Origin of the sequence: Flavobacterium sp. J49 (genome assembly GCF_011742145.1) — a bacterium.
Taxonomy (GTDB): domain Bacteria; phylum Bacteroidota; class Bacteroidia; order Flavobacteriales; family Flavobacteriaceae; genus Flavobacterium.
The window spans coordinates 367,570-389,322 of record NZ_JAAQQU010000105.1; the positions used below are offsets into that span (position 1 = coordinate 367,570).

Below are 21,753 nucleotides of genomic sequence, written 5' to 3' on the forward strand. Positions count from 1 at the left end.
TTATTTTGAGCCTTTTGGTCCTTTTGATCCTTTGCTTCCTTTAGAGGCTTTTTTTAAATCATCGCCACCCGGCAAACTCATTTTATCAGTCAACACCGAAAGTTCATTCAAATCGAAATCTCCGGTCAATGACATCAAAACGGTTTCTTCTTTTCCGCTACCGTCAATAAACATCAATAACTCTTTTACTTGAGAGTCTGTAGCGCCCGACTTTACATAAATTTTTACGCTCTTTCCGCCTTCGTTTACACGCATTAACTCTTCCATAGAAGCCGTTTTAAGGTATTTATCGGCAGTGGCTTTCATTTCACCGGCTTTTAAATCACTATTGGTCACAAATACTTTAAGGTTGTCTAATTTTTTAATGAGATTGACATACTGTTGGGTTTCTTTGTCTTTTACCTCCATTTTGCTCAACAAGGAGAACATTTTTTTATTGACAATTACAGCTTTAATTTTTTCTTGGTCTTCGAACTTATCAAAAACCGATTGGGCCATAAGGGTGTTTGCTGATACTAATAATACTAATGTTAAGATTAAATTCTTCATGATTTCTTGATTTTTTTTATTTAAAAATTTTGTTTTTTGATTGTTCATATTCATTGATATAACTCATACTTCCTATGCCTTTGTTGACACTTTCTGAAATCAAAGCCAAAGCTTTTTGCGTTTCTCTGAATGCCACCTCAGGATCATCATAAGTGCCTAAATCTTCTGATACAGGTTGATTATAATGATTAAAAGCAAACCAACCAACACTCAATAAAACTGCCACAGACGCTGCAACTGATAGCCAGACTGCGCTTTTGCGCTTCTTAGTGTTTAATGGAATCGTTGCGGTAAACTGTTCTTGTTTTGCTTGTGTAACATAACCGAATATAGGTTTGTATTGTTCCAGATGCTGCGCAACATCTGAAGAAGCAAAGTAGTCTTTCAACTCTTTTTCTTCGGCTATGGTGGTTTCTGCTTCGAAGTACTTATCTATTAATTTTTCTATTCTATCCAATGCCATAATGGTGTGTTTTTATCATGGTTTCTCTTATCGTTTTTCGTGCTCTTGAGAGAGCCGTACGTATTGCAGACTCGTTCATTTCTAACACTTTGCCTATTTCTTCAAACTCCATTTCTTCAATGTCACGCATTTGAACAATTAGTTTTTGTTGTTCGGGCAAGTCATTCATTATTTTTTCTACCCAATTCCAAGTGTCTCTGTCTTCTACTTTTTGCTGCAAACCGGCTTCTCTGTCGGTAAAGTTGTTGTGCACAATCTTCATATTACTCGCCCGTTTCGATTTTAACTGGTCTAAACAATAATTCTTAGTCATTGTCATCGCCACAGCTTCAACACTTTTGTATTCGTCTAAGTTCTCGTTCTTATTCCACAATTTCACTAAAACTTCCTGAGTAGCATCTTCGGCTTCTTCCGTACTGACCAGCAATCGCTTGGCCATTCGAAAGATTTTATCCTTAAAAGGATTTACCAGTTGCATAAACTCATTTTGGTTCATTCTAACTTAACTTGGTTAGCGGTTATATGGTCAAGACGACCTAACATTTTATTTGTTACAAACAAATTTCAATTATTAATCTAAACTTAGTAAATTTACGTTTATTAAATAAAAAGCTGCTATGAAGAATTTATTAAAATGTGTTTTACTATTATTCCTCTTTACCATTCCATTTGCTTGCGAGGACATGGATGACAATCCGGTTCCGAGTGGTTTACAGGTGAATGATTTTGTATGGAAAGGAATGAATTTGTACTATTTGTGGCAAGAAGATGTGCCCGATTTAGCCGATAATCGATTTGCTACACAAAGTGAATTGAATGATTTTTTAAAAGGATTTGATAATCCCACTACGCTTTTTAACGCTTTGCGTGTTGACAACACTATTGACCGATTTAGTGTTATTTACAGCGACTATGATGTATTAGAAGGTATTCTTTCGGGAAACACATTGAATAACGGTATGGATTATGGTTTGCGTTATAAATCGGGCAGTACTACCGATATTTACGGTTGGGTTCGCTATATAATTCCTAACTCTGATGCCGCCACTAAACCCATAAACCGAGGAGATATTTTTTATGCTATCAACGGAACACCATTGACCATCGACAATTATCGAACGCTTTTAGCCAATGACACTTATACGGTAAACTTAGCCGATTATGACGGTGGGAATATTACGCCAAACGGAGAATCGGTGACGTTGACTAAAACCGAATTGGCTGAAAATCCAATCTTATTCAGTACTGTAATTCCCCAAGGTGCGCATAACATAGGTTACTTGATGTACAACGGGTTTTATCCGAATTTTGACAGTCAATTGAATGCCGCTTTTGGTAGTTTCCAATCCCAAAATGTAACCGATTTGGTGCTTGATTTGCGATACAATTCAGGTGGTTCGGTGAGTACCGCAACCAAGTTAGCCAGTATGATTACCGGACAATTCACCGGACAATTATTTGCCAAACAACAATGGAACGCCAAAGCACAATCCTATTTTGAAGACAACAATCCACAGACTTTAACGAACAACTTTATAGGTGGTTTGAACAGTTTAAACCTCAACAAAGTTTATATACTGACGACCAAATCTTCTGCTTCTGCCAGCGAATTGGTAATTAATTGTTTGAAACCTTACATCACTGTAGTACAAATTGGCGACATTACCACCGGGAAAAATGTGGGTTCGGTGACTTTATACGACTCTCCGACCTTTGCCAAGCAAAATGTTAATCCGGCTCACAAATATGCTATGCAGCCTATAGTGTTGAAAATTGTAGACAAAAACGGTTTTGGCGATTACACATCGGGGATTGCTCCAACCACTTTACAACCGGAAAATATGGCTAACTTAGGGATTTTGGGAGACGCTAACGAACCTTTGCTTAACACTGCCATCAATCAAATCATTGCCAGTGGTAGACGAGCACCTCAAGTACCAAGTGTAATAGAGCGCGACTTTACCGATGCCAAAGCGATTAATCCGTTACGAAGTGAGATGTATGTGGAAAATAAAGGTACATCTTTAAACAGAAAAAACTAATTCTGAAATTATCTCGGTACTTTCCCGTTGCCATTTGTGGCACCATTAGTACCGGTTCTGTCAGAAGCGGTTCCGTGATTCGCATAGTAGCTTGAGCCGCATGAAAACAATAATAATGTTACAAACACTAATAAAATTGTACGGAGGTTGAATAAATTTTTCATGATCAATCATTTTTAAGTACCGTAAATTTACTTCATCCTAAACGTTTAATCCTTACACGTTTATAGTTTAATGTTATACAATTTTAATATCTGAAATTGCTCGATAAAAGACTTCAGACTCAAAAAAAGGCTAATCTTTTCGATTAGCCTTTTTCAACACAATTACAAAACAATGTTTAACCCCAACTTGAAATTTCTTCCACGGGTGGAGTAACCGATGTTTTCCACGAATTCTTCGTTTAATATATTGGTCACCGAACCAAAAACGGTTAAGCGGTTTTTAATTAATTCATATTTTGCCAAAGCATTAACCAATTGGTAAGAATCCAATTTTACAAAGCTTGTTCCGAAAGTATTTCCGTCAAAAAACGCATCGTTTCTCGCATCAAAATACTGGTAGTTTACATTGAATAAAGTTCTCGGCGTTGGCTGAAAATCCAATCCGGTATTGACTTTGTGCTTTGGAATCAATCGGTCTAACGCTTTATCAACCTGCGTGAACGTATAGTTTGCATTTACCCTTAATTTATCCATTACCTCAAAAGTCAATTCGGTTTCTACTCCTTTGGCTTTGTTGGTGCCATTAATGTTTATATAATAAGCTTCAAAGGTGTTTGAATCGAAAAAGAAATCAAACGAATTAGTTTGGTCGCGGTAAAAAGCTACGGCGTCAAACTTTACTTTTTTATTAAACAATTGCGTTTCAAAACCGGCTTCGATTGTCGTGTTTTTTTCTGGAGTTAAATCGGTGTTACCATATTCAGAATACAATTGGTACAAACTTGGTGTGATATAGGCAGTGCTATAAGAAGCCAACACTTTGAAAGGAATTTTGGTTTTAAAATTGAACGAAGGATTAAAATTGGCCACCAAATTATTGCCATAAGCACTATGATTGTTTAATCGAATACCGGTGTTGATATTCAGTCCAAAGTCAAGATTGTACACAAAAGTGGTGTAACCATCTACAATATTGAACTTCGTGGTTTTGTTATCGATATTGCCATAAGGCGTTTCGCTCAACATATCATTGAATTGGTAATTTACACCCATAATCAAGGCAAACTCGTTGGAGAAGCTGTATTTGTTAACGGCATCAACCACTACACTACGCGATTCATATAAGGAATAATCCGTTGCCGTTGTAAAACTGTTGTACTCATTATAATCACGGGCAATTTTGGTAAAACCGGAATTCAGAACAAATTCGCCTTTGTTGTATTTGAATTTCGGGGAGAATCCAAAACGAACTTGCTCTGAAGTGGTAGTATTGATATTGGTGTCATTAAAACCGGTGTTGTCAAAGGTTAAGTCGTAACCGTTTTTTAATCTGTCATAATTTCCAAAAAAATCTAAAGTCAGTCTATTAGTAGCTTTGAACCCCAATTTGGCCATGGCATTTTGTCTGGAGAATCTATCTTCTTCATACTTTACAGACTCATCTGGAGAAGCAATTTGGGAGATATTTCCGGTTTCGGTACTGTTGAAACCGGCGAAGTAATTGACTTTCTTGTAGCTTCCGTTTACTGAAATTCCTTGGTTAAAATCTTGACCGTTGTATTTTTTATTGTCCGAAGTATTATTGGAGCCAATATTGACATAAGCATTACCTTCAATGGCTTTCTTAGATGCCTTTTTTAAAGTAATATTGATTACGCCTGTGGCCGCGCCCGTTCCATACAAAGTACTCGCCGCGCCTTTCATCACCTCGATGCTTTCCACTTGTTCAACCGGCAGCAATCGCAAATCATACTCTAAGCTAATCCCTGATGCATCCGTAACCGGAATACCGTCAATGAGAATCAAGACTTGTCTGTTTTTTCCGCCGCGAATGTAGTAGCCTAAGTTTTTGCCGTTGGCCGATTGGTTGCCGTTGATTTCAACTCCCGTTACTTGGGATAAGACTGTGGCCAAACTTTGCCCCGACTTTTTCTCCAATTCTTTGGCCGAAATGACTTCGATTACTTTTCCTGATTTCTCTTTGCTTTGTGCAAATTTGGTATCGGATATTACCACTTCTTTTAAGGAATTCACTTTGGTAGAATCCTGCTCTTGCGCATAAGCACAAGTGTTCAGCATAGCCAAAATAGCTACTGCTCTAACTGTTTTTTTCATTTTTAAAATTCAACAATAATTTGATAATCTTGGGAGAAAAGCATAGAATTTACCCATACCCAAACCTTTTGTCCCGAAAGTTTGTTACTCGATGAAATAGGCAGGTCTCCTGGCTTGCGTCTTGTTGTTGACCTTCTCATTCCGATATCGGAACAATGGTTTTGCAGATAACAACAAGCTTGATAGCTTACAGTTGCGGGAACAGCTTTGGATTTGAACCAAATTCCCTTTTAATGCGATTTGAAAAACACAAATCGCAACCTTAATTCGGGAACAAAGGTAAAGGAATAAAAGAAACTTCTACAAGAACACCGAGAAATTATTTGTCTTTTTTCTTGGAGAACTTGACTATCAACCAAATAAATCCCACTAAAAAGTGAAGTAAAATAATTCCGCCAACGATGTACATAAAAGTATTGGAACTGTCTCTCATGACTCTATTTTTGAGTAAATGTACAATCTCTTGCTGTTAGGTTTTGCATCAAATGTTACAAGAGTGATAATAATAAGTCACAATCTTATACTTTTGCAAAAACATTTTCATGAAAAGCTTTTTCAACGTTCTATTGTCGGCACTCTTTTGTATCATACTAACGGGATGCAAAAACGAAACGAACACGGCACCGACCGCAGCGGTAGAAAATACCGTGCAATATGCCAAAGGTTTTTCCGTCCAAAATTATGACGGCTACACGGTTGTGAAAGTCCAAAACCCTTGGCCGAAAGCCACCAAGACTTATACTTACGTTCTTAAAGAGAAAAACGGAATTATTCCCGACAACTTAAAGCAAAATACAATTATTTCGGTTCCGATAAAAAATATTGTAGTGACCTCAACCACTCATATTCCTTCGTTGGAAATGTTGGATGAAGTTAATTCATTGGTTGGATTTCCGCATTTAGATTACATTTCTTCCGAAAAAGTGAGAGCCAGAATTGAAGCCGGAAAAGTAAAAGAATTGGGAAACAACCACGATTTAAACACCGAAGTCATTCTCAATTTACAACCCGATGTGATTATCGGTTACGGTATTGACAACAACAATCCGACTTTGGATAATTTGCAAAAAAGCGGTTTGAAAATCATGCTCAACGGCGATTGGAACGAAGAAACGCCACTAGGCAAAGCCGAATGGATTAAGTTTTTTGGTGCTTTGTACGGCAAACAAAAAGAAGCCGATGAACTCTTTAGTAAAATTGAAAAAGACTATTTAAAAACCATAGAGATTGCCAAAAATGCCACCTATACACCTACTATTTTGGCCGGTGATATGTTTGAAGACCGTTGGTATTTGCCCAAAGGAACCAGCTGGGGAAGTTTATTTTTAAAAGAAGCCAAAGGCGACTATCTATGGGCAGCAACAAGCGGTACAGGCAGTTTGTCACTATCATTTGAAGCGGTTTTTGAAAAAGCCAAAAATGCCGATATTTGGATTACCTCGGGACAATTTTCTTCATTAAAAGAAATGACCGATAGGAATCCGCACTATGCACAGTTTACCGCTTTTAAAAATAAAAATGTATATTCGTTTAGCGGAAAAAAAGGAAAAACCGGCGGGATTTTATATTATGAATTGGCACCCAACCGACCGGATATAGTGTTGAAAGACATTGTCAAGATTTTACATCCTGAATTGTTGCCGAGTTACCAAACTTTCTTTTTTGAAAAATTAAAATAAAACTCAGATTTCACAGATTATCACAGATTTGAAAACCAACAATCGAAATACTTTTCTCTTTACCTTTTTGTCATTGACATTGTTATTGGCCTTGCTATTAAACATTTCCTTTGGCCAAGTGGCGATTCCGGTAAAGGAAGTTTTTAAAAGTTTGTTTGGCGGTGTGGCCGAAAAAGAAACTTGGGAATACATCATTGTCAATTTCAGGTTGCCCAAAGCAATCACCGCAATTTTAGTCGGGATTGGCTTGTCTGTTAGTGGTTTGTTGATGCAAACCTTATTCCGAAATCCGTTGGCCGGACCTTATGTTTTGGGTTTGAGTTCAGGTTCAAGTTTAGGTGTGGCTTTTGTGATACTTGGTGCCGGATTGCTTCCTGCGGTTTTTTCGCAGTTCTTATTGTCTTCTTACGGTATCATCTTGGCTTCGTGTATGGGAAGTTTATTGGTTTTGTTGATGATTTTAATTGTTTCCCAACGACTGCGTGATACGATGTCGATATTAATTGTCGGCTTAATGTTCAGCAGTTTTACCGGAGCGATAGTGAGTGTGTTTAGTTATTTCAGTACGGCGGAACAATTGCAGAAATACACCTTTTGGTCAATGGGAAGTCTTGGCAATTTGTCTTGGCAAAATATAAGCTTACTCAGCTTATCGGTAGTCATCGGTTTGGTTTTAAGTTTGCTGACTTTAAAAGCTTTAGACGCCTTGCTATTGGGTGAAAATTACGCCAGAAGCATGGGCTTGAACCTCAAGAAAACGCGTTACTTAATCATATTGTCTACGAGCATTCTGGCCGGAAGCATTACTGCTTTTGCCGGACCGATTGCTTTTGTGGGCTTAGCGGTGCCTCATTTGTCGAAACTGATATTTCAAACCAGCAATCACCGAGTTTTATTTTTGAGTACCATAGTAATTGGTGCCATTATTATGTTATTTTGTGATACGATTTCACAAATGCCGGGCTTTGATTTTACATTGCCTATTAATGCCATAACTTCTATCATTGGTGCACCGGTAGTAATTTGGTTGATTGTCAGAAAAAAAAGTCTGTCTTAAATGAACGTCAAAAAAAGCATAGTAACCACAACCAGTTTGAGTATTGGATACCATTCCAAAAAGGAAGATCATGCCATTGCCGAAAATCTGAATTTGAATTTGGCTGCCGGACAACTGATTTCTTTGGTTGGCGCTAATGGAATTGGGAAATCTACATTGTTGCGAACGTTAACCGGCCTTCAAAAACCTTTAAAAGGTACTGTCTTTCTTAACGAAAAAAACATACGGGATTATCAGTCTTCGGAATTGGCGCAAAATTTAAGCTTGGTGCTCACCGAAAAATTACCGCAAAGCAACCTCACAGTTTTTGAATTAATTGCTTTGGGAAGGCAACCCTACACCAATTGGTTGGGCAATCTTTCGCGGGAAGATTATGAAAAAATCAATCAAGCTATTGCGCTTACGCATATCGAACATTTGGCGGCCAAAAAACACCACGAAATCAGTGACGGACAGTTACAGATTGTGTTAATCGCAAGGGCTTTGGCACAAGACACACCTCTGATTATATTGGATGAACCCACAACGCATTTGGATTTACTGCACAAAGTCTCGGTATTTAAACTGTTAAAAAAACTGTCTCAAGAAACCGATAAATGCATTTTATTCTCTACGCACGATATTGATTTGGCAATTCAATTGAGTGATGAAATGATTGTCATGACAGAAGAAAATGTGGTGCAAGACCAACCTTGTAACCTCATTACGCAAGGTGTTTTCAGTTCGCTTTTCCAAGATGATTCTATCACTTTTGATGGTGAAAAAGGAAAGTTTGTGATTTCTTAACGGAGTACTAGCTACTGACCACTGCTCACTGATATTTGTCTTTTCGCTTCGCCGACTACAAAAGCAACAGAATTGGCAATGTTATAACTGCGAATTAAATTTGACATGGGTATGGTCAAATGGTTTTCGAATTGGGCCAAAACTTCTTGGCCGAGTCCAACGCTTTCTTTACCAAAAACCAACCAATCTTCATCCTGAAATTCGGCTTCATAGATGGATTTCGAAGCATGTGAACTCATCAGAAACACTCTTGATTTATCCTTAATTTGAGCTACCCATTCGGCTACATTTTGGTATTCTGTAACATCTAGATGCACCCAATAATCCAAACCCGAACGCTTTAAGTTTTTATCATTGATTTCAAATCCGAACGGATGAACGAGATGCAACCGACTTTGGGTTCCGACACTCAAACGGCCAATATTTCCGGTGTTGTTGGGGATTTCTGGTTCGACAAGAACTATATTAAGCATTTTCAGATTGTTAGATTGTTAGACTTCTTAGATAGTTAGACGTTGAACTTATCGACTTCCAACACTTCTCCGGCCTTGAGTTGCAAAGATATATTTCCGATGCGGATTCTCACCAATCTCAAAGTTGGAAATCCCACCGCAGCGGTCATTTTTCGCACCTGACGGAATTTGCCTTCGGTTAATGTGATCGAAACCCAACTGGTTGGTCCGTGGCGTTCGTCTCGAATTCTTCTGCCTTCGCCGATGGCATCGGGCAATTCGGTAATGTGTTTGGCTTTACAATTCTTGGTGGTGTAGCGAATGCCTTTGAAACCAATTTCGACGCCTTTTTTTAGTTGTTCAATGGCTTCCGGTGTGATCAATCCGTCTACTTGGGCGTAGTATTCTTTCTCAATGGTTTTGCTTCTCACCATTTCGCTCATCATACCATCGGTCGTCAATAAAAGCAAGCCTTCGGAATCTTCATCCAAACGACCGATAGCCATAGTGCCTTCGGGAAAAACGTACAGTTCACCGAGCAGCTTTTTGTGTCGCTTTTTTTCGTAAATAAATTGGCTCAAATAACCGTGTGGCTTGTGAATTAAGAAGTGATGGTTCATAAAACGATTTTGGCAAAAATAAAAAAAGACCATCCGAAAAGGACAGTCTTTCTTGATTATGTTTAAAATAAATTATTGTCTGCTTTGTACGTAATCTGACAATTCATCTACATTGCTGCTGAAAGAGAATATACCGTTGAGTTTGAAATAATTTCTTGGCTCAATACAATAATCGTATGCATATTTAGCAAAATCCAATTTGTTGTCTTCAAAATTAAAGGTATTGGCAATTTGGATGATTTGATCCACATTCAAACAATTGGCTGTAATCACTTGTTTGGCTGTTTTCAAACGGGTATCTTCAAAACTTTGTTTTTTAATAGTTGCTAAAGCGGCATTGAAATTACCTGAAGTCATACAAGTTCTTCCGTTACAACCTCTTACCGGCTCAATTACGTCAACCGGTCTTGTTCCGCCTACTTGCGTTGTGGTCGTTGTGGTCGTTTGAGTTACTGAACCACCGCCCATTGAATCATTTATGGTAATGCCCATATTAACTCCGCCTACATTTACGCCAACACCCATAGTAGCTCCACCGGTTTGAGTGGTGGTAGTTGTGGTAGTTTGGGCAATACCTGTCGTGGTTTGTTGCACAACTACCGGTGCCGGTCTTGGCTGTCCGTAATGGATTACGTGTACATTAGATGGCGGAATAAAATCAGGACGAACCGGAATAGATGAAAAATAGTTGAGTTTCATCTTGGTTTTGTTGTTTTTGTCTCTTTTGATTTTATACGTTACATCAGAAAAAATGCCGTCTACATCGGTAAGCATCAAATTATTCTTTGAAATATCCATCAAGGATTTGTCTTCAAATCTGATTTTGGCATTGTAATAAGGTTGGTTTAAATCTTCCACCCTTAAATTGGTTTGCGGCACATCATTAATCACTTCTCCATTGAGGATTAAAGTAAATTTATCACCGTCTTCAGAGAAAATGGTCAAATGCCCAACCGGACCGTTTAATTGTGCAAAAGTTGAAGCCGAAATCAACACAAGCACTAATAGAGTAATTTTTTTAATCATAATTTTAAGCTTTAAAAATTGGTTGTAATAATTTATTGTTCTTTTAATTGGGCTCTTTCAAAAACGGTGCCAAGATAAAAACATTTTTCAAAAGACAGCTCTTATTTAAGTTAAATCTGTGTATATTTAGACTCTTATTTTTAAAATTTATGAACGACAGTTTTATGATTATCCTCGCCTTTGTCATCGCCTTAGCCATTGGAATTTTCCTTGGCAAAACACTATTCTCTGCCCAATCAAAATCGGACAAAGCTTCATTGGAAGAAAAAATCAACGGTTTGCTGCAACAAATTGAACAACTGAAAAATCAAGTTAATCAAACCGCACAGGAACGCGAAAATATCCGTACCGAAAAAGAAGCCTTAGCCATTCAACTGTCGAAAAAAGAGACCGATTTTGAGAATCTTTGGGAACGAAACAAAGAGCAAAAAGAAGAAGTCGAAAAACTACAAGAAAAGTTTACCAAAGAATTTGAAAATTTGGCCAACAAAATCTTAGAGGAAAAAACCGTAAAATTCACGGAGCAAAACAAGGAAAACCTCAAAAACATTTTAACGCCGCTTCAAGACAAAATTCAATTGTTTGAAAAGAAAGTAGAAGACACACACAAAGAAAGTATTGATTATCATGCAGCTTTGCGTCAACAAATCTTGGGTTTGCGTGAGATGAATGAACAGATGAGCAAAGAAACTTTGAATTTAACCAAAGCCTTAAAAGGCGACAGCAAAATGCAAGGCAATTGGGGAGAATTGATTTTGGAACGTGTCCTTGAAAAATCCGGATTGGAAAAAGGGCGCGAATATGAAGTACAGCAAAGTTTTGTAACCGAAGAAGGTAATCGCGTGTTTCCCGATGTGGTCATTAATTTACCGGACGGCAAAAAAATGGTAGTTGACTCCAAAGTAGCCTTAACGGCTTATGAGCGTTATATCAATGCCGAGGAAGATTCCGAAAAAGCCCAATTTCTAAAAGAGCACGTCATTGCTATCAAAAGACACGTAGACCAATTGAGCGAGAAAAATTACCAGGATTTGTACCAAATGGAAAGTCCGGATTTTGTGTTGTTATTTATCCCCATTGAATCCGCATTTGCCTTGGCGCTCAATGAAGACACATCGCTTTACAACAAAGCTTTTGAAAAGAACATCGTAATTGTTACGCCTTCTACCCTTTTGGCCACTTTGCGAACCATCGACAGCATGTGGACCAATCAAAAACAACAGGAAAACGCTTTGGAAATTGCCCGACAAGCCGGAGCTTTGTATGACAAATTTGAAGGTTTTGTGGGTGACTTGGTTAAAATTGGCAAGAAAATGGACGAAGCCAAAGTCGAGTACCAAGGTGCGATGAACAAATTAGTAGATGGTAAAGGAAACTTAGTGACCAGTGTCGAAAAATTGAAAAAAATGGGTGCCAAAGCCAAAAAAGCATTACCCGAAAATATCTTAACCCGAGCCGAAAAAGATGAATAGCGAATTCAAATCTGTAGCAGCATCCAAAATTACGATAGCCGAATTGATGTTGCCCTCACACACCAATTTCAGCGGTAAAATTCACGGTGGTTATATTTTGTCTTTGCTCGACCAAATTGCGTTTGCTTGTGCTTCGAAATTCTCCGGTCATTACTGCGTTACAGCTTCGGTAGATACTGTTGATTTTCTCAATCCTATTGAAGTAGGTGAATTGGTTACTATGAAAGCCAGTGTGAATTATGTAGGCAAAAGTTCGATGATTGTCGGCATACGTGTAGAAGCTGAAAACATTCAAACCGGCGTGGTCAAACATTGCAATTCGAGTTACTTTACGATGGTTGCCAAAGACAAAAACGGTCACAACATTGCCGTTCCGGGATTGATTTTAGCTAATGATGATGAAGTCAGACGTTTTTGCAATTGTATTAAAATGATTGCCCTCAAAAAAGACAAAAACCAACACGAAGAAATATTTGATTACAAATCGGAAGAAGCCATTGAGAAACTCAAGAATTACCATGTAAAGTTGTTAGCATTTTAAAATAAAACTTGAACTATTCTTATTAAAATTAAAAAATATTTGGGACTAATTGGATAATTAATAGGTTATTATAAAATTTTTATTATTTTTGGTTTGCATTTAAAAAATCATAATGAAAAAGAATTACATACAAGCATTTGTCCTTATTTTAATTATATCCGTTTTTACCTCTTGTTCCGACAAAGATGATGAATATACGCCTGTCTCTCCGGTTGTGGTAGACTTGACACAAGTTCCTTATCCTAAATTATCGGATTATAAATTTTTTGAAGGCGAAATGAAGGATTTGGTTCCGGCTTTAAACGTTATTCCATACGAACCTTCAAGTGTGCTTTTTAGTGATTACGCACACAAAAAGAGATTTGTTTGGATGCCACCGGGTCAAAAAGCAACATTTGATGGGGATGCTAAAATTTTAAACTTACCGGTTGGTGCCGTTTTGATTAAAAACTTCTACTACGACAATGTACAACCTGAAAATGTCACCAAAATAATTGAAACCCGCATCATGATTCGCAAAGATTCAGGATGGATTTTTGCTGATTATGTTTGGAATGCTGAACAGACCGAAGCTTTCTTAGATTTGGCCGGAAGTTATACTCCTATCAGCTGGAAAGATGAAAACAATGTCATTCGAAATGTGAATTACAGAATTCCTTCGGAAGTACAATGCATCGTATGCCATAAGCAAAGAGTTGAAATACCGGGTGGTGAGGTGACTACTTATATCCCTATTGGTATCAAACCTCAAAATTTAAATTACAATTACAATTACGGTTCTGTTTCCAAAAACCAATTGACCAAATGGATTGAGCAAGGCTACTTGGAGGATAATTTTACTTTCCCAAGCGCAGCGAATACCGTGGTTAATTATGATGATACTTCTAAACCTTTGGAATCCAGAGTTCGTGCCTATTTTGACATCAACTGTGCACATTGTCATGCACAGGACAGACATTGTGATTACCGACCTATGCGATTTGCTTACAGTGAAACCGGAAGTGCTAATGGTCATGCCAATATGGGTGTTTGCGTTCCTACTGCAGACATGCAGGATTTTCCGACGGCCTATAGCTCTATTATCAAACCGGGAAATGTTGATCGATCAATGTTATATTATCGAATCAACACCACTGAAGAATCATACAGAATGCCGCTTCACGGTAGAACACTGATACATGAAGAAGGCGTTGCGCTTATAGAAGAATGGATTAATTCCCTCACTTCTTGTCCGTAAATAAAAAATTAATAAATCAACTAAACTATCAATAATGAAAAAAATTACTCTAATTATTGCCTTGCTTTTTGTGGCTCAATTTACAAAAGCGCAAGACACTTGTGCTTCGGCACTACCGATTACCGCTGGTTTACATGTGGTTGGACCAATAAACGGAACGCAAGTTCCTACGCCTTGTGAAGGTGGTGATGCTGTTCCGACGACCAATCGTGTTCCGGCCGGAGAATGGTATGCTTATACCCCAACTCAAAACTATACAGTTACCATAACAACAGACATCGCTCAAAATACACCCAGAGTTGATACGCGATTCCACATTTACACAGGAACTTGTGCGGCTTTGACTTGTTTTGGAGGAGATGATGATGGTGGTTCTAATTATTCTTCAGTAGATGTATTCAATGCTACTGCCGGTACCACTTACTACATCGCTTGGGATAACCGCTGGTTAACTACTGCAAATAACAATGGGTTTACCTTCCAATTATCGGAAGCTCCTATTGTGGTTACTCCGGTAACTCCAATTACGTATACAAGCCAAAATATCAACACCATAAATAGTGGATACAACATTTGTATAGTTGATATGAATGGAGACAATTTAGATGACATTGTTGGTGTTAGTAACAATAATTTAAGAGTACACTACCAAGGAGCCGGAGGCACTTTGACTGTAACAGATTATCCAATTACAGGAACTAGTTTAATGCCTAACTGGAGTTTGGCGGCCGGTGATTATAACCGAGACGGTTTTAATGATTTGATTTTAGGAAACGGAAGTGGTATTTCTATTTGGCGTTCAAACGCTGGTACGGGATACACTAGTATTACGCCGGGCCAATATATTTTCTGCCAAAGAACAAACTTTGCCGACTTGAATGATGATGGTAATTTAGACTTATTTTCTTGTCACGATATTGCGCCAAACGTATACTATCTTAATGACGGAGCAGGTAATTTAACTTATTACCAATCAAATACAACAGCGGGAGCCATGAACTTAAGTTCAGGAGGCGGAAATTATTCAACTTTATTCACTGACTTTGATAATGATGGAGATACCGATGTGTTTATCTCAAAATGTTCAGGTCCACCATGTCAAATGTTTAGATATGATGGAGGCAATGTATATACTAACGTTTCTGCTGAAACCGGAATAAATATTACTCCAATACAAACTTGGTCATCAGGAATCGCTGATTTTGACAACGATGGTGATATGGATATCATCATTACAGCCAGTTCAGGTACTCACAAATTTTTCAGAAACAATTTTGAAACTACCAATACCTTAAGTTTATTTACAAACATTACCTCCGGTTCAGGTTGGGATACTAATACTTCAACCAACATTGACAATGTATCTTACGATTTTGATAACGATGGTAAAGTAGATGTTTTAGGTGGTGGAAACAAAATCATGTTCAACCAAGGTAATAATACTTTTGCTCCTATATCTTACACAAATATCAGTGTAGGAGCAATCGGAGATTTGAATAATGATGGTTTCTTAGACATTCAAAACGGAAGTACTATTCGTTATGCTGTTCCAAACAATAACAATTGGATAAAATTGGCTTTCCAAGGAGTTCAAAGTAACCGAAACGGAATTGGTGCCAGAGTTGAAATCTACGGCGCTTGGGGTAAACAAATCAGAGATGTTCGAAGTGGAGAAGGTTTCAGATATATGAGCACTCTTAATGTTCATTTCGGTATTGGAACTGCCACAGTAATTGACCAAGTAATCATCAGATGGCCTTCGGGAATTGTTGACACTTACAACAATGTTACTCCTAATCAATTATTGTTTGCATTGGAAGGTGCCACATTAGGCACAAATTCTTTTGAGAACTCTGTATTCACCGTGTATCCTAACCCGGTTAAAAACAACATAAACATCACCATAAATACTGCCAATCCTGTGGAATTTACTTCAGCTCAAATATTTGATTTGAATGGTAGAATGGTTCAACAAAGTGGTGTTCAAAACCAAACCATTACTGTAGACCAATTGGCCACCGGAACTTACATCTTAATGTTGAAAGACTCACAAGGAAAAGATTATTCTCAAAAATTCGTGAAAGAATAAATCACTAATCCTTATTCATAAAAAAAGTCCTCTCGTTTATAACAAGAGGACTTTTTATTTATTGCAGTTGGTTATTTTAGAACACTCTCAACAAATTAAATCCGAAGTAAACATCTCCTTTACCCCAATCACCTGCTGTACTCCCTAAAAATCCAGCTTCATGCATTCCTTGAGAATTGCTAAAATGCATTTGGAATACGTGTCCTCCGGTTTCTAAATCAACCCCGATAGAAAGAGGATCGCGAAACGGAGAACTGCTTGAACGGTTTAAATGAGCCGCATAATCAACATTTAAAGACCAACGCTTAGCAAACTTATACCTGCCGCCCATTCCGATAGCATATTGACTGTTATCTTGATTGTCATCAATCACAAAATTTTCGTGAAAATAGGTAGGCGCCAATTCCAAAGACAAATTGTTGTTAAACTTTCTTGAAACTAAAAGTTGTGTTACATAAGTCAATCGGTTGTCGAATTTCATTTCGGGATAAAGACTTTCCTTTAGTGTATTGTTGATGGTCAAACTGGTAAACCCTGCGATAGCAAAAGGAAATCCATTGGTTTCTTGGGATTTGAGCAAAAACTTACCCGAAAAGTCATAGGCAATTTCACTTCTCGCGCCACTGATGGTAAACCATTCATTGAGTCCGTATACAAATTTTAATTGGGTGACCGCATTATCCAATCCGTAGAAACCCTCAAAACCGTCTTTTACCGAACCGAATCGGTGGGCAACTATAAAATACAAATCCCCTTTGGCAGCCAACTTAGTAGATTCGATATTGACAATCTTTAATCCCTTAAAGGCCGCCTCTACTTTGCTCTTTCCGGTTGCAACGGTATCTATTTCATTTAACAAATCATCTTGAGCCAGAACGCTCAAGGGAAACAAAAACATTAATAAAGCTTTTTTCATAGTTTGATAGTTACATTTTTAAACAATTTTTTTTAGTATTATTCGACCACGGTGCATTGGTCCATCTGAATTTCTTCAAGTAAATCATCAAAACCCACCAAACGTCCTTTTAAATTAATCGAATCTTGGGCTTTAATATTTTCAGGGAGTTTGCCGGCAAAACGGGCAGACAACTTTTCATCCACCGTGATAATTTTATTGGCTACATCAATATTGGAAATTTTGCCGCGTAAAGCTACTGTTTTGTCTAAATATTTGGCGTTTGCTAAACTGTCGTTATCCGTAAAAGAAGTAAAAATATCCTGAACAGTGGTCGTGAAATTAGCTTCTTCAGAGGCTATATCTCTATGGTCTTGGTAAATGTATTTGTACGTACCAAAGCCAACTACCAATATAATAAGTGCTAAAATAAAAACCTTTTTCTTCATAAAAACGTTAATTTATAATTATGTAATGTAAACTTAAGTCATTTTATTTATTAAATTTATTGAAAAAAAATTAAAATCATGAAAAAGAATATCCTCTTAATTTCAGTTTTTGCTATCGGCACAGTTCTTGTCAGTAGTTGTTCCAATGATTCTTCTGATGATTTATCAGGCATTGACGGTCTTGACGAAGTAACTTATACCAATACTGTAAAAAGTATTATCGATAACAATTGTATCTCTTGTCATGCCGCTACACCCATAAACGGTGCGCCAATGTCTTTAACCACATACGAAAATGTTAAGGATGCGGTTCAAAACAGAGGATTGTTAGACAGAATATCCCGAGCACAAGGTGAGCCGGGCATGATGCCAAATGGCGGAACCCGTTTACCGCAAGCGGTTATAGACCAGGTGTTTGCTTGGAATGCACAAGGATTAAACGAATAAGTATTTGCTATGAAAAAAATATTTTTTTACAGTTTGTTAATGGTCACTCTGCAAAGTGTTGCCCAGACCAAGTTGGTAACCAAAACCGGAAAAATTACTTTCGAAGCTTCGGTACCGGCTTTTGAAGAAGTAAAAGCTAAAAACGAATCGGTTACTTGTATTCTTAATCCGGCTACGGGAGAAATTGCCAGCTTGGCACTAATGAAGGGATTTCGCTTTAAAGTGGCATTGATGGAAGAACATTTCAACGAAAATTATGTCGAAAGTGATAAATATCCGAAAGCTACTTTTAAAGGAAAGATAGATGGTTTCGACTTAAGCAAACTCACTGCAACGGCTAAAGATTACACCATAAAAGGTAAACTGGAATTGCACGGAAAAACCAAAGACATTACAATAACCGCAAAAATCAAGAAAACCGATGCCGGAGTAGAAATCGACTCCAATTTCACCGTCAACACTGATGATTTTGATATTGAAATTCCGAGTGTCGTCAGCAAGAAATTAACTAAAAAGGTCGCTGTGAATTTAGATTTTACACTAAAATAAAAAAATCCCCTGATTGCTCAGGGGATTTTTTTTATAAAATTACTTTTTCATACAAATCCAATTTATCAAGGTGCAACAACGTTCTGTTGTCATCATTGCTTCTGGAAAACATTGGTAGAAATTTGGCTCCAAAAATTATTTCTTTAAAAGAATAAGAAGTTCTTTTGACTACGGTTGTGCTAAACATATCATCAAAAACTTTGAGATATACGAGGATTTCACCATTGGTATTTCTATAATCTTCTTCTGTTAGATTATAGAACGGACTATTTTCTGTAATAGGATGCACCAAAGTCCAACTCAAAGTCAAGGCGTTTATTTTGGCCAATTCCAAATCTAGATTGTAGAATTTATTAATCAACTTTCCGTTTTCTTCCACGGTCATTCCCAAAGTCATTTTGGCTTCAGCATCGGTTAGATTGGTGTTTTTATACGGCGAAAGTCGAATCATCAAGGCGGTTCCACTGCCAAACGGCGCTATTAAAGCATTTTGGGAAAACATTAAAAAAGCTTTTGGCATACTGAATCTTCCGTAAAACAAACCGGTAGCAATGGCAAAACTCAGCAAACCAAACAAGGCCTCTACTGCCGCTAAAAAACTAGTTAAAAAACCACTCGGACTAATATGTCCGTAACCAACGGTTGTATAGGTTTGGATACTAAAGAAAAAAGCTTGTCCAAATTTATCCAAAGGTTTAGTGGCAATGATACCTTTTAAATGCTCTACACCTATCATATAGTACAAACTGGCAAAACAAAAATTCACCACAAAATAAAACAACACTATAATCAACATGAATTTCCAGCGCGGAATGTTGACCATGGTATGGTACCAACTGATGCTGTCAAAAAAGCCAATGCCAGTTTTCTTTACATTGGCGTTTCCGTTTTTGGTAATAAATCGACCGCCATAACTGGTTGCGTTGGTACCAAATCCGGTATTGCTATCGGTTTTGGCTTTTTTGTTGATTTTCTTTAAAAATGCCATTCTTGCTATTTAATTTACCTTTTTTTCCATCACATAATCGTCCATTACATAGCCTTTGCCGATGTCGATTACTTCTTCTTTTGTAATTTCAAACCCCAGTTTTTTATAAAAATCTTGCGCCGTATTGTATTTGTTGACATTCAGAAACAACGCCATGTTGTTGTGCTTTTTAGCTTCCTTGGCAATATAATCCAACAAAAGGTTTCCGATGCCTTTCCCTTGTTGGGTTGACAGGACATAAATTTTGTGAATCTTGGTTTTGCTGGTTTGGTTACAATCAAATTCATAAGATGCAAAACCTACTGCTCTATTGTTTTCTTTGGCCACAATAAAATGATGCTGTTTTTCATTCGCTTGAGTTTGAAGCGAAGCCACGCTGTACATCATTTCCATCATATACTTGAGTTGTTGCTCACTTAAGATGGTTCCGTACGTTTTGGGCCAAACTTCTTCGGCTATCGCTCTGATATCAGTAAAATTGGTGTCTGAATTATTTTCGATAACGATCATTGATTATCTCTTTAATGCAGATTCGTAGGTATTAATCCAATCTTCTACGGAAATTTTTTGTGTCAATTCGGCTATCAAATCATACGGGATGTCATCAAACTTTTTGAAACGCACACAGCTTTTTCCCATATCGAGTTTGTATTTACAGCGCTTAGTGTATTCGGCCACAAACCAATCGTGCAAATTTTTATCGGCATAAATACCCATGTGGTAAAAAGCCACGAAGTTTTTTTGCGAAGCCATCCCCATGAACGGCAGCGGATCTTTGGGATTGCAATGGTAACCGTTTGGGTAAATAGAATGCGGCACACAATAGCCCATCATGCCGTAGCCCATTGATTCTTGAAAACCTTTCGGCAAGTTGTCATTGATGGCTTTTCGGAGTTTTTGAATTACTTCTTTTCGGTCCGATGGCAATTCGTTTATATAATCATCGACAGTCAGTGCTTTAGATTGCATGGTTTTAGATTTTGTTTCTCAAAAATAGAAATAATTTTATAGATTTACGTATTGAATAGTATTACAAAGTTATGTCCAATAATCCGCTAAGAAAAGACAAAACGTGCTTAAATTGCCGACACGTTGTTGAAAACCGATTCTGTCCCAATTGCGGTCAGGAAAACACCGATACCCGTAAAACTTTTGTTCAGTTATTTATTCATTTTTTTGAAGACTTAACCCATTACGAAAACTCGTTTTGGAAAACCATCCGAAACTTGATTTTTAAGCCTTCGGCGTTAACCAAAGAATATCTTTCGGGCAAGCGAATGTCTTACTTAGCTCCTATTCGTCTTTATATTTTTATCAGTTTTGTAACCTTCTTTTTGATTTCTATTATTCCAGACAATCCAAGTGAGGAAATTGTTGAAGTAAGCCAAACCGCAGCCAAAGAGCAAGCCATAACTACTGACCCCATTGCAAAAACAGAGGACAATCTCGAAAAAAAGAAATGGATAGCCAATATGGAAAAAAAGGGTTATATCGATAAGAAAGCTGCCGATTCGTTGCAAAAAGCAGTGAGTCAACGAGAGGAAAGCGATGACGCGAGCGATTATATGAATTTTGGTTACCGTTCGGTGGAACATTTAGACTCGATTCAAAAATTTGGCAAAGCCGATGAAAAACTTTCTGATTGGGAGTATTGGATCAACAAAAAAATCTTGTTGGTTAAAAAAGGAAAAACTAAAGAAGAGGTTTATGAAAAGTTAATGGAATCCTTTACCCGAAACATCCCCAAAGCTTTATTTATTTACATGCCTTTGTTTGCATTTGTGCTTTGGTTGTTTCAAAGTAAAAAACGATGGTACTATTTTGACCACGGCATTTTCACCTTGCATTACTTTTCCTTTTTATTATTAGCTTCCTTAATTCTCGAGTTGTTCAATTTCTTTATCGGAATGCTCGGTAATCATTGGGTTTTAAACACTATCGTTTATATCGTTGACTCGGTGATTATTGTGTATATGCTTTATTATTTTTTCCCGGCACACCACCGATTTTATGAACAAAGTAGGTTTAAAACCATAATCAAAGGTATCTTTATCTTTTTTATCAATCTGATTATTCTAACATTTATATTGATTGGACTTTTCTTCTTTTCATTTATTAACATTCATTAACTAT

The 21,753-nt window shown here is 37.4% G+C and carries 24 protein-coding genes and 1 riboswitch; of the genes, 11 read left to right on the plus strand and 13 right to left on the minus strand.

Going from position 1 to position 21,753, the window contains the following annotated elements; translation table 11 throughout:
• The 3 genes from HA632_RS12380 to HA632_RS12390 are packed head-to-tail and all read right to left on the minus strand — an operon-like array spanning nucleotide 1 to nucleotide 1,508.
• Nucleotides 1–549 carry a DUF4252 domain-containing protein gene (locus HA632_RS12380; protein ID WP_176307505.1) on the minus strand — a complete coding sequence of 183 codons (549 nt, stop codon included), beginning with the start codon at nucleotides 547–549 and terminating at the stop codon, nucleotides 1–3.
• 16 nt (nucleotides 550–565) lie between these two features.
• The gene (locus HA632_RS12385) at nucleotides 566–1,012 is read right to left on the minus strand and encodes a hypothetical protein (protein WP_176307506.1); all 447 of its coding nucleotides are present in this window, start codon (nucleotides 1,010–1,012) and stop codon (nucleotides 566–568) included.
• Nucleotides 999–1,508: an RNA polymerase sigma factor gene (locus HA632_RS12390; RefSeq protein WP_176307507.1), complete on the minus strand. Its 510-nt coding sequence runs from the start codon at nucleotides 1,506–1,508 to the stop codon at nucleotides 999–1,001. The genes HA632_RS12385 and HA632_RS12390 overlap by 14 nt, the downstream gene beginning before the upstream one ends.
• Before the next feature lie 121 nt (nucleotides 1,509–1,629).
• On the opposite strand from HA632_RS12390, the gene HA632_RS12395 reads away from it, so the two are divergent.
• Nucleotides 1,630–3,054 carry a S41 family peptidase gene (locus HA632_RS12395; RefSeq protein ID WP_176307508.1) on the plus strand — a complete coding sequence of 475 codons (1,425 nt, stop codon included), beginning with the start codon at nucleotides 1,630–1,632 and terminating at the stop codon, nucleotides 3,052–3,054.
• Between the two features lie 8 nt (nucleotides 3,055–3,062).
• Here HA632_RS12395 and HA632_RS12400 read toward each other — a convergent pair whose 3' ends face one another.
• Together HA632_RS12400 and HA632_RS12405 are read right to left on the minus strand one after the other, a co-directional pair.
• Nucleotides 3,063–3,218, minus strand: coding sequence for a hypothetical protein (locus HA632_RS12400; RefSeq protein WP_176307509.1), 156 nt, complete (start codon nucleotides 3,216–3,218; stop codon nucleotides 3,063–3,065).
• 162 nt (nucleotides 3,219–3,380) lie between these two features.
• Nucleotides 3,381–5,333: a TonB-dependent siderophore receptor gene (locus HA632_RS12405; protein ID WP_228778784.1), complete on the minus strand. Its 1,953-nt coding sequence runs from the start codon at nucleotides 5,331–5,333 to the stop codon at nucleotides 3,381–3,383.
• Nucleotides 5,334–5,414: 81 nt separating this feature from the next.
• A riboswitch (cobalamin riboswitch) is annotated at nucleotides 5,415–5,613 on the minus strand.
• Between the two features lie 262 nt (nucleotides 5,614–5,875).
• Here HA632_RS12405 and HA632_RS12410 point away from each other — a divergent pair.
• The 3 genes from HA632_RS12410 (at nucleotide 5,876) to HA632_RS12420 (ending at nucleotide 8,855) form a co-directional block, all read left to right on the plus strand.
• A complete protein-coding gene (locus HA632_RS12410; protein ID WP_176307510.1) occupies nucleotides 5,876–7,012 on the plus strand; it encodes an ABC transporter substrate-binding protein in 1,137 nt (378 codons plus the stop codon).
• A 67-nt stretch (nucleotides 7,013–7,079) separates the two neighbouring features.
• Nucleotides 7,080–8,069: an iron ABC transporter permease gene (locus HA632_RS12415; protein WP_228778791.1), complete on the plus strand. Its 990-nt coding sequence runs from the start codon at nucleotides 7,080–7,082 to the stop codon at nucleotides 8,067–8,069.
• On the plus strand, nucleotides 8,070–8,855 hold the full coding sequence (locus tag HA632_RS12420) for an ABC transporter ATP-binding protein (RefSeq protein ID WP_176307512.1): 786 nt from the start codon (nucleotides 8,070–8,072) through the stop codon (nucleotides 8,853–8,855). It begins immediately after the preceding gene.
• Between the two features lie 11 nt (nucleotides 8,856–8,866).
• Here HA632_RS12420 and HA632_RS12425 read toward each other — a convergent pair whose 3' ends face one another.
• From HA632_RS12425 to HA632_RS12435, 3 genes are all read right to left on the minus strand, one after another.
• Entirely contained in the window at nucleotides 8,867–9,328 is a 462-nt protein-coding gene (locus HA632_RS12425) for a tRNA (cytidine(34)-2'-O)-methyltransferase (protein ID WP_176307513.1), read from the minus strand.
• Between the two features lie 35 nt (nucleotides 9,329–9,363).
• The gene (locus tag HA632_RS12430) at nucleotides 9,364–9,927 is read right to left on the minus strand and encodes a pseudouridine synthase (protein ID WP_176307514.1); all 564 of its coding nucleotides are present in this window, start codon (nucleotides 9,925–9,927) and stop codon (nucleotides 9,364–9,366) included.
• A 72-nt stretch (nucleotides 9,928–9,999) separates the two neighbouring features.
• A complete protein-coding gene (locus tag HA632_RS12435; RefSeq protein ID WP_176307515.1) occupies nucleotides 10,000–10,953 on the minus strand; it encodes a DUF4476 domain-containing protein in 954 nt (317 codons plus the stop codon).
• A 149-nt stretch (nucleotides 10,954–11,102) separates the two neighbouring features.
• Here HA632_RS12435 and rmuC point away from each other — a divergent pair, with 149 nt between their 5' ends.
• The 4 genes from rmuC to HA632_RS12455 all read left to right on the plus strand — a co-directional run bounded on the left by rmuC (nucleotide 11,103) and on the right by HA632_RS12455 (nucleotide 16,292).
• Nucleotides 11,103–12,425 carry a DNA recombination protein RmuC gene (gene rmuC / locus HA632_RS12440; protein WP_176307516.1) on the plus strand — a complete coding sequence of 441 codons (1,323 nt, stop codon included), beginning with the start codon at nucleotides 11,103–11,105 and terminating at the stop codon, nucleotides 12,423–12,425.
• A complete protein-coding gene (locus HA632_RS12445; RefSeq protein ID WP_176307517.1) occupies nucleotides 12,418–12,966 on the plus strand; it encodes an acyl-CoA thioesterase in 549 nt (182 codons plus the stop codon). Before rmuC ends, HA632_RS12445 begins: the two co-directional genes overlap by 8 nt.
• A gap of 112 nt (nucleotides 12,967–13,078) precedes the next feature.
• Nucleotides 13,079–14,203, plus strand: coding sequence for a hypothetical protein (locus tag HA632_RS12450; RefSeq protein WP_176307518.1), 1,125 nt, complete (start codon nucleotides 13,079–13,081; stop codon nucleotides 14,201–14,203).
• Between the two features lie 34 nt (nucleotides 14,204–14,237).
• The gene (locus tag HA632_RS12455) at nucleotides 14,238–16,292 is read left to right on the plus strand and encodes a CRTAC1 family protein (RefSeq protein WP_176307519.1); all 2,055 of its coding nucleotides are present in this window, start codon (nucleotides 14,238–14,240) and stop codon (nucleotides 16,290–16,292) included.
• A 76-nt stretch (nucleotides 16,293–16,368) separates the two neighbouring features.
• On the opposite strand, the gene HA632_RS12460 is transcribed toward HA632_RS12455, so the two are convergent.
• Together HA632_RS12460 and HA632_RS12465 are read right to left on the minus strand one after the other, a co-directional pair.
• Nucleotides 16,369–17,208, minus strand: a complete 840-nt coding sequence (locus tag HA632_RS12460) for a DUF5777 family beta-barrel protein (RefSeq protein WP_176307520.1) — start codon at nucleotides 17,206–17,208, stop codon at nucleotides 16,369–16,371.
• A gap of 38 nt (nucleotides 17,209–17,246) precedes the next feature.
• Nucleotides 17,247–17,636 carry a hypothetical protein gene (locus HA632_RS12465; RefSeq protein ID WP_176307521.1) on the minus strand — a complete coding sequence of 130 codons (390 nt, stop codon included), beginning with the start codon at nucleotides 17,634–17,636 and terminating at the stop codon, nucleotides 17,247–17,249.
• A 78-nt stretch (nucleotides 17,637–17,714) separates the two neighbouring features.
• On the opposite strand from HA632_RS12465, the gene HA632_RS12470 reads away from it, so the two are divergent.
• Nucleotides 17,715–18,083 carry a hypothetical protein gene (locus HA632_RS12470; protein WP_176307522.1) on the plus strand — a complete coding sequence of 123 codons (369 nt, stop codon included), beginning with the start codon at nucleotides 17,715–17,717 and terminating at the stop codon, nucleotides 18,081–18,083.
• Nucleotides 18,084–18,092: 9 nt separating this feature from the next.
• On the plus strand, nucleotides 18,093–18,632 hold the full coding sequence (locus HA632_RS12475; protein WP_176307523.1) for a YceI family protein: 540 nt from the start codon (nucleotides 18,093–18,095) through the stop codon (nucleotides 18,630–18,632).
• Between the two features lie 31 nt (nucleotides 18,633–18,663).
• On the opposite strand, the gene HA632_RS12480 is transcribed toward HA632_RS12475, so the two are convergent.
• The 3 genes from HA632_RS12480 to HA632_RS12490 are packed head-to-tail and all read right to left on the minus strand — an operon-like array spanning nucleotide 18,664 to nucleotide 20,589.
• Nucleotides 18,664–19,620: an ion channel gene (locus tag HA632_RS12480; RefSeq protein WP_176307524.1), complete on the minus strand. Its 957-nt coding sequence runs from the start codon at nucleotides 19,618–19,620 to the stop codon at nucleotides 18,664–18,666.
• A 9-nt stretch (nucleotides 19,621–19,629) separates the two neighbouring features.
• Entirely contained in the window at nucleotides 19,630–20,130 is a 501-nt protein-coding gene (locus tag HA632_RS12485) for a GNAT family N-acetyltransferase (protein ID WP_176307525.1), read from the minus strand.
• A gap of 3 nt (nucleotides 20,131–20,133) precedes the next feature.
• Nucleotides 20,134–20,589, minus strand: coding sequence for a DUF1801 domain-containing protein (locus tag HA632_RS12490; RefSeq protein ID WP_176307526.1), 456 nt, complete (start codon nucleotides 20,587–20,589; stop codon nucleotides 20,134–20,136).
• Between the two features lie 71 nt (nucleotides 20,590–20,660).
• Between HA632_RS12490 and HA632_RS12495 the strand changes: the two genes are divergently transcribed.
• Complete coding sequence (locus HA632_RS12495) at nucleotides 20,661–21,749, plus strand: DUF3667 domain-containing protein (protein ID WP_176307527.1); 1,089 nt, start codon at nucleotides 20,661–20,663, stop codon at nucleotides 21,747–21,749.
• Nucleotides 21,750–21,753: the final 4 nt, after the last annotated feature.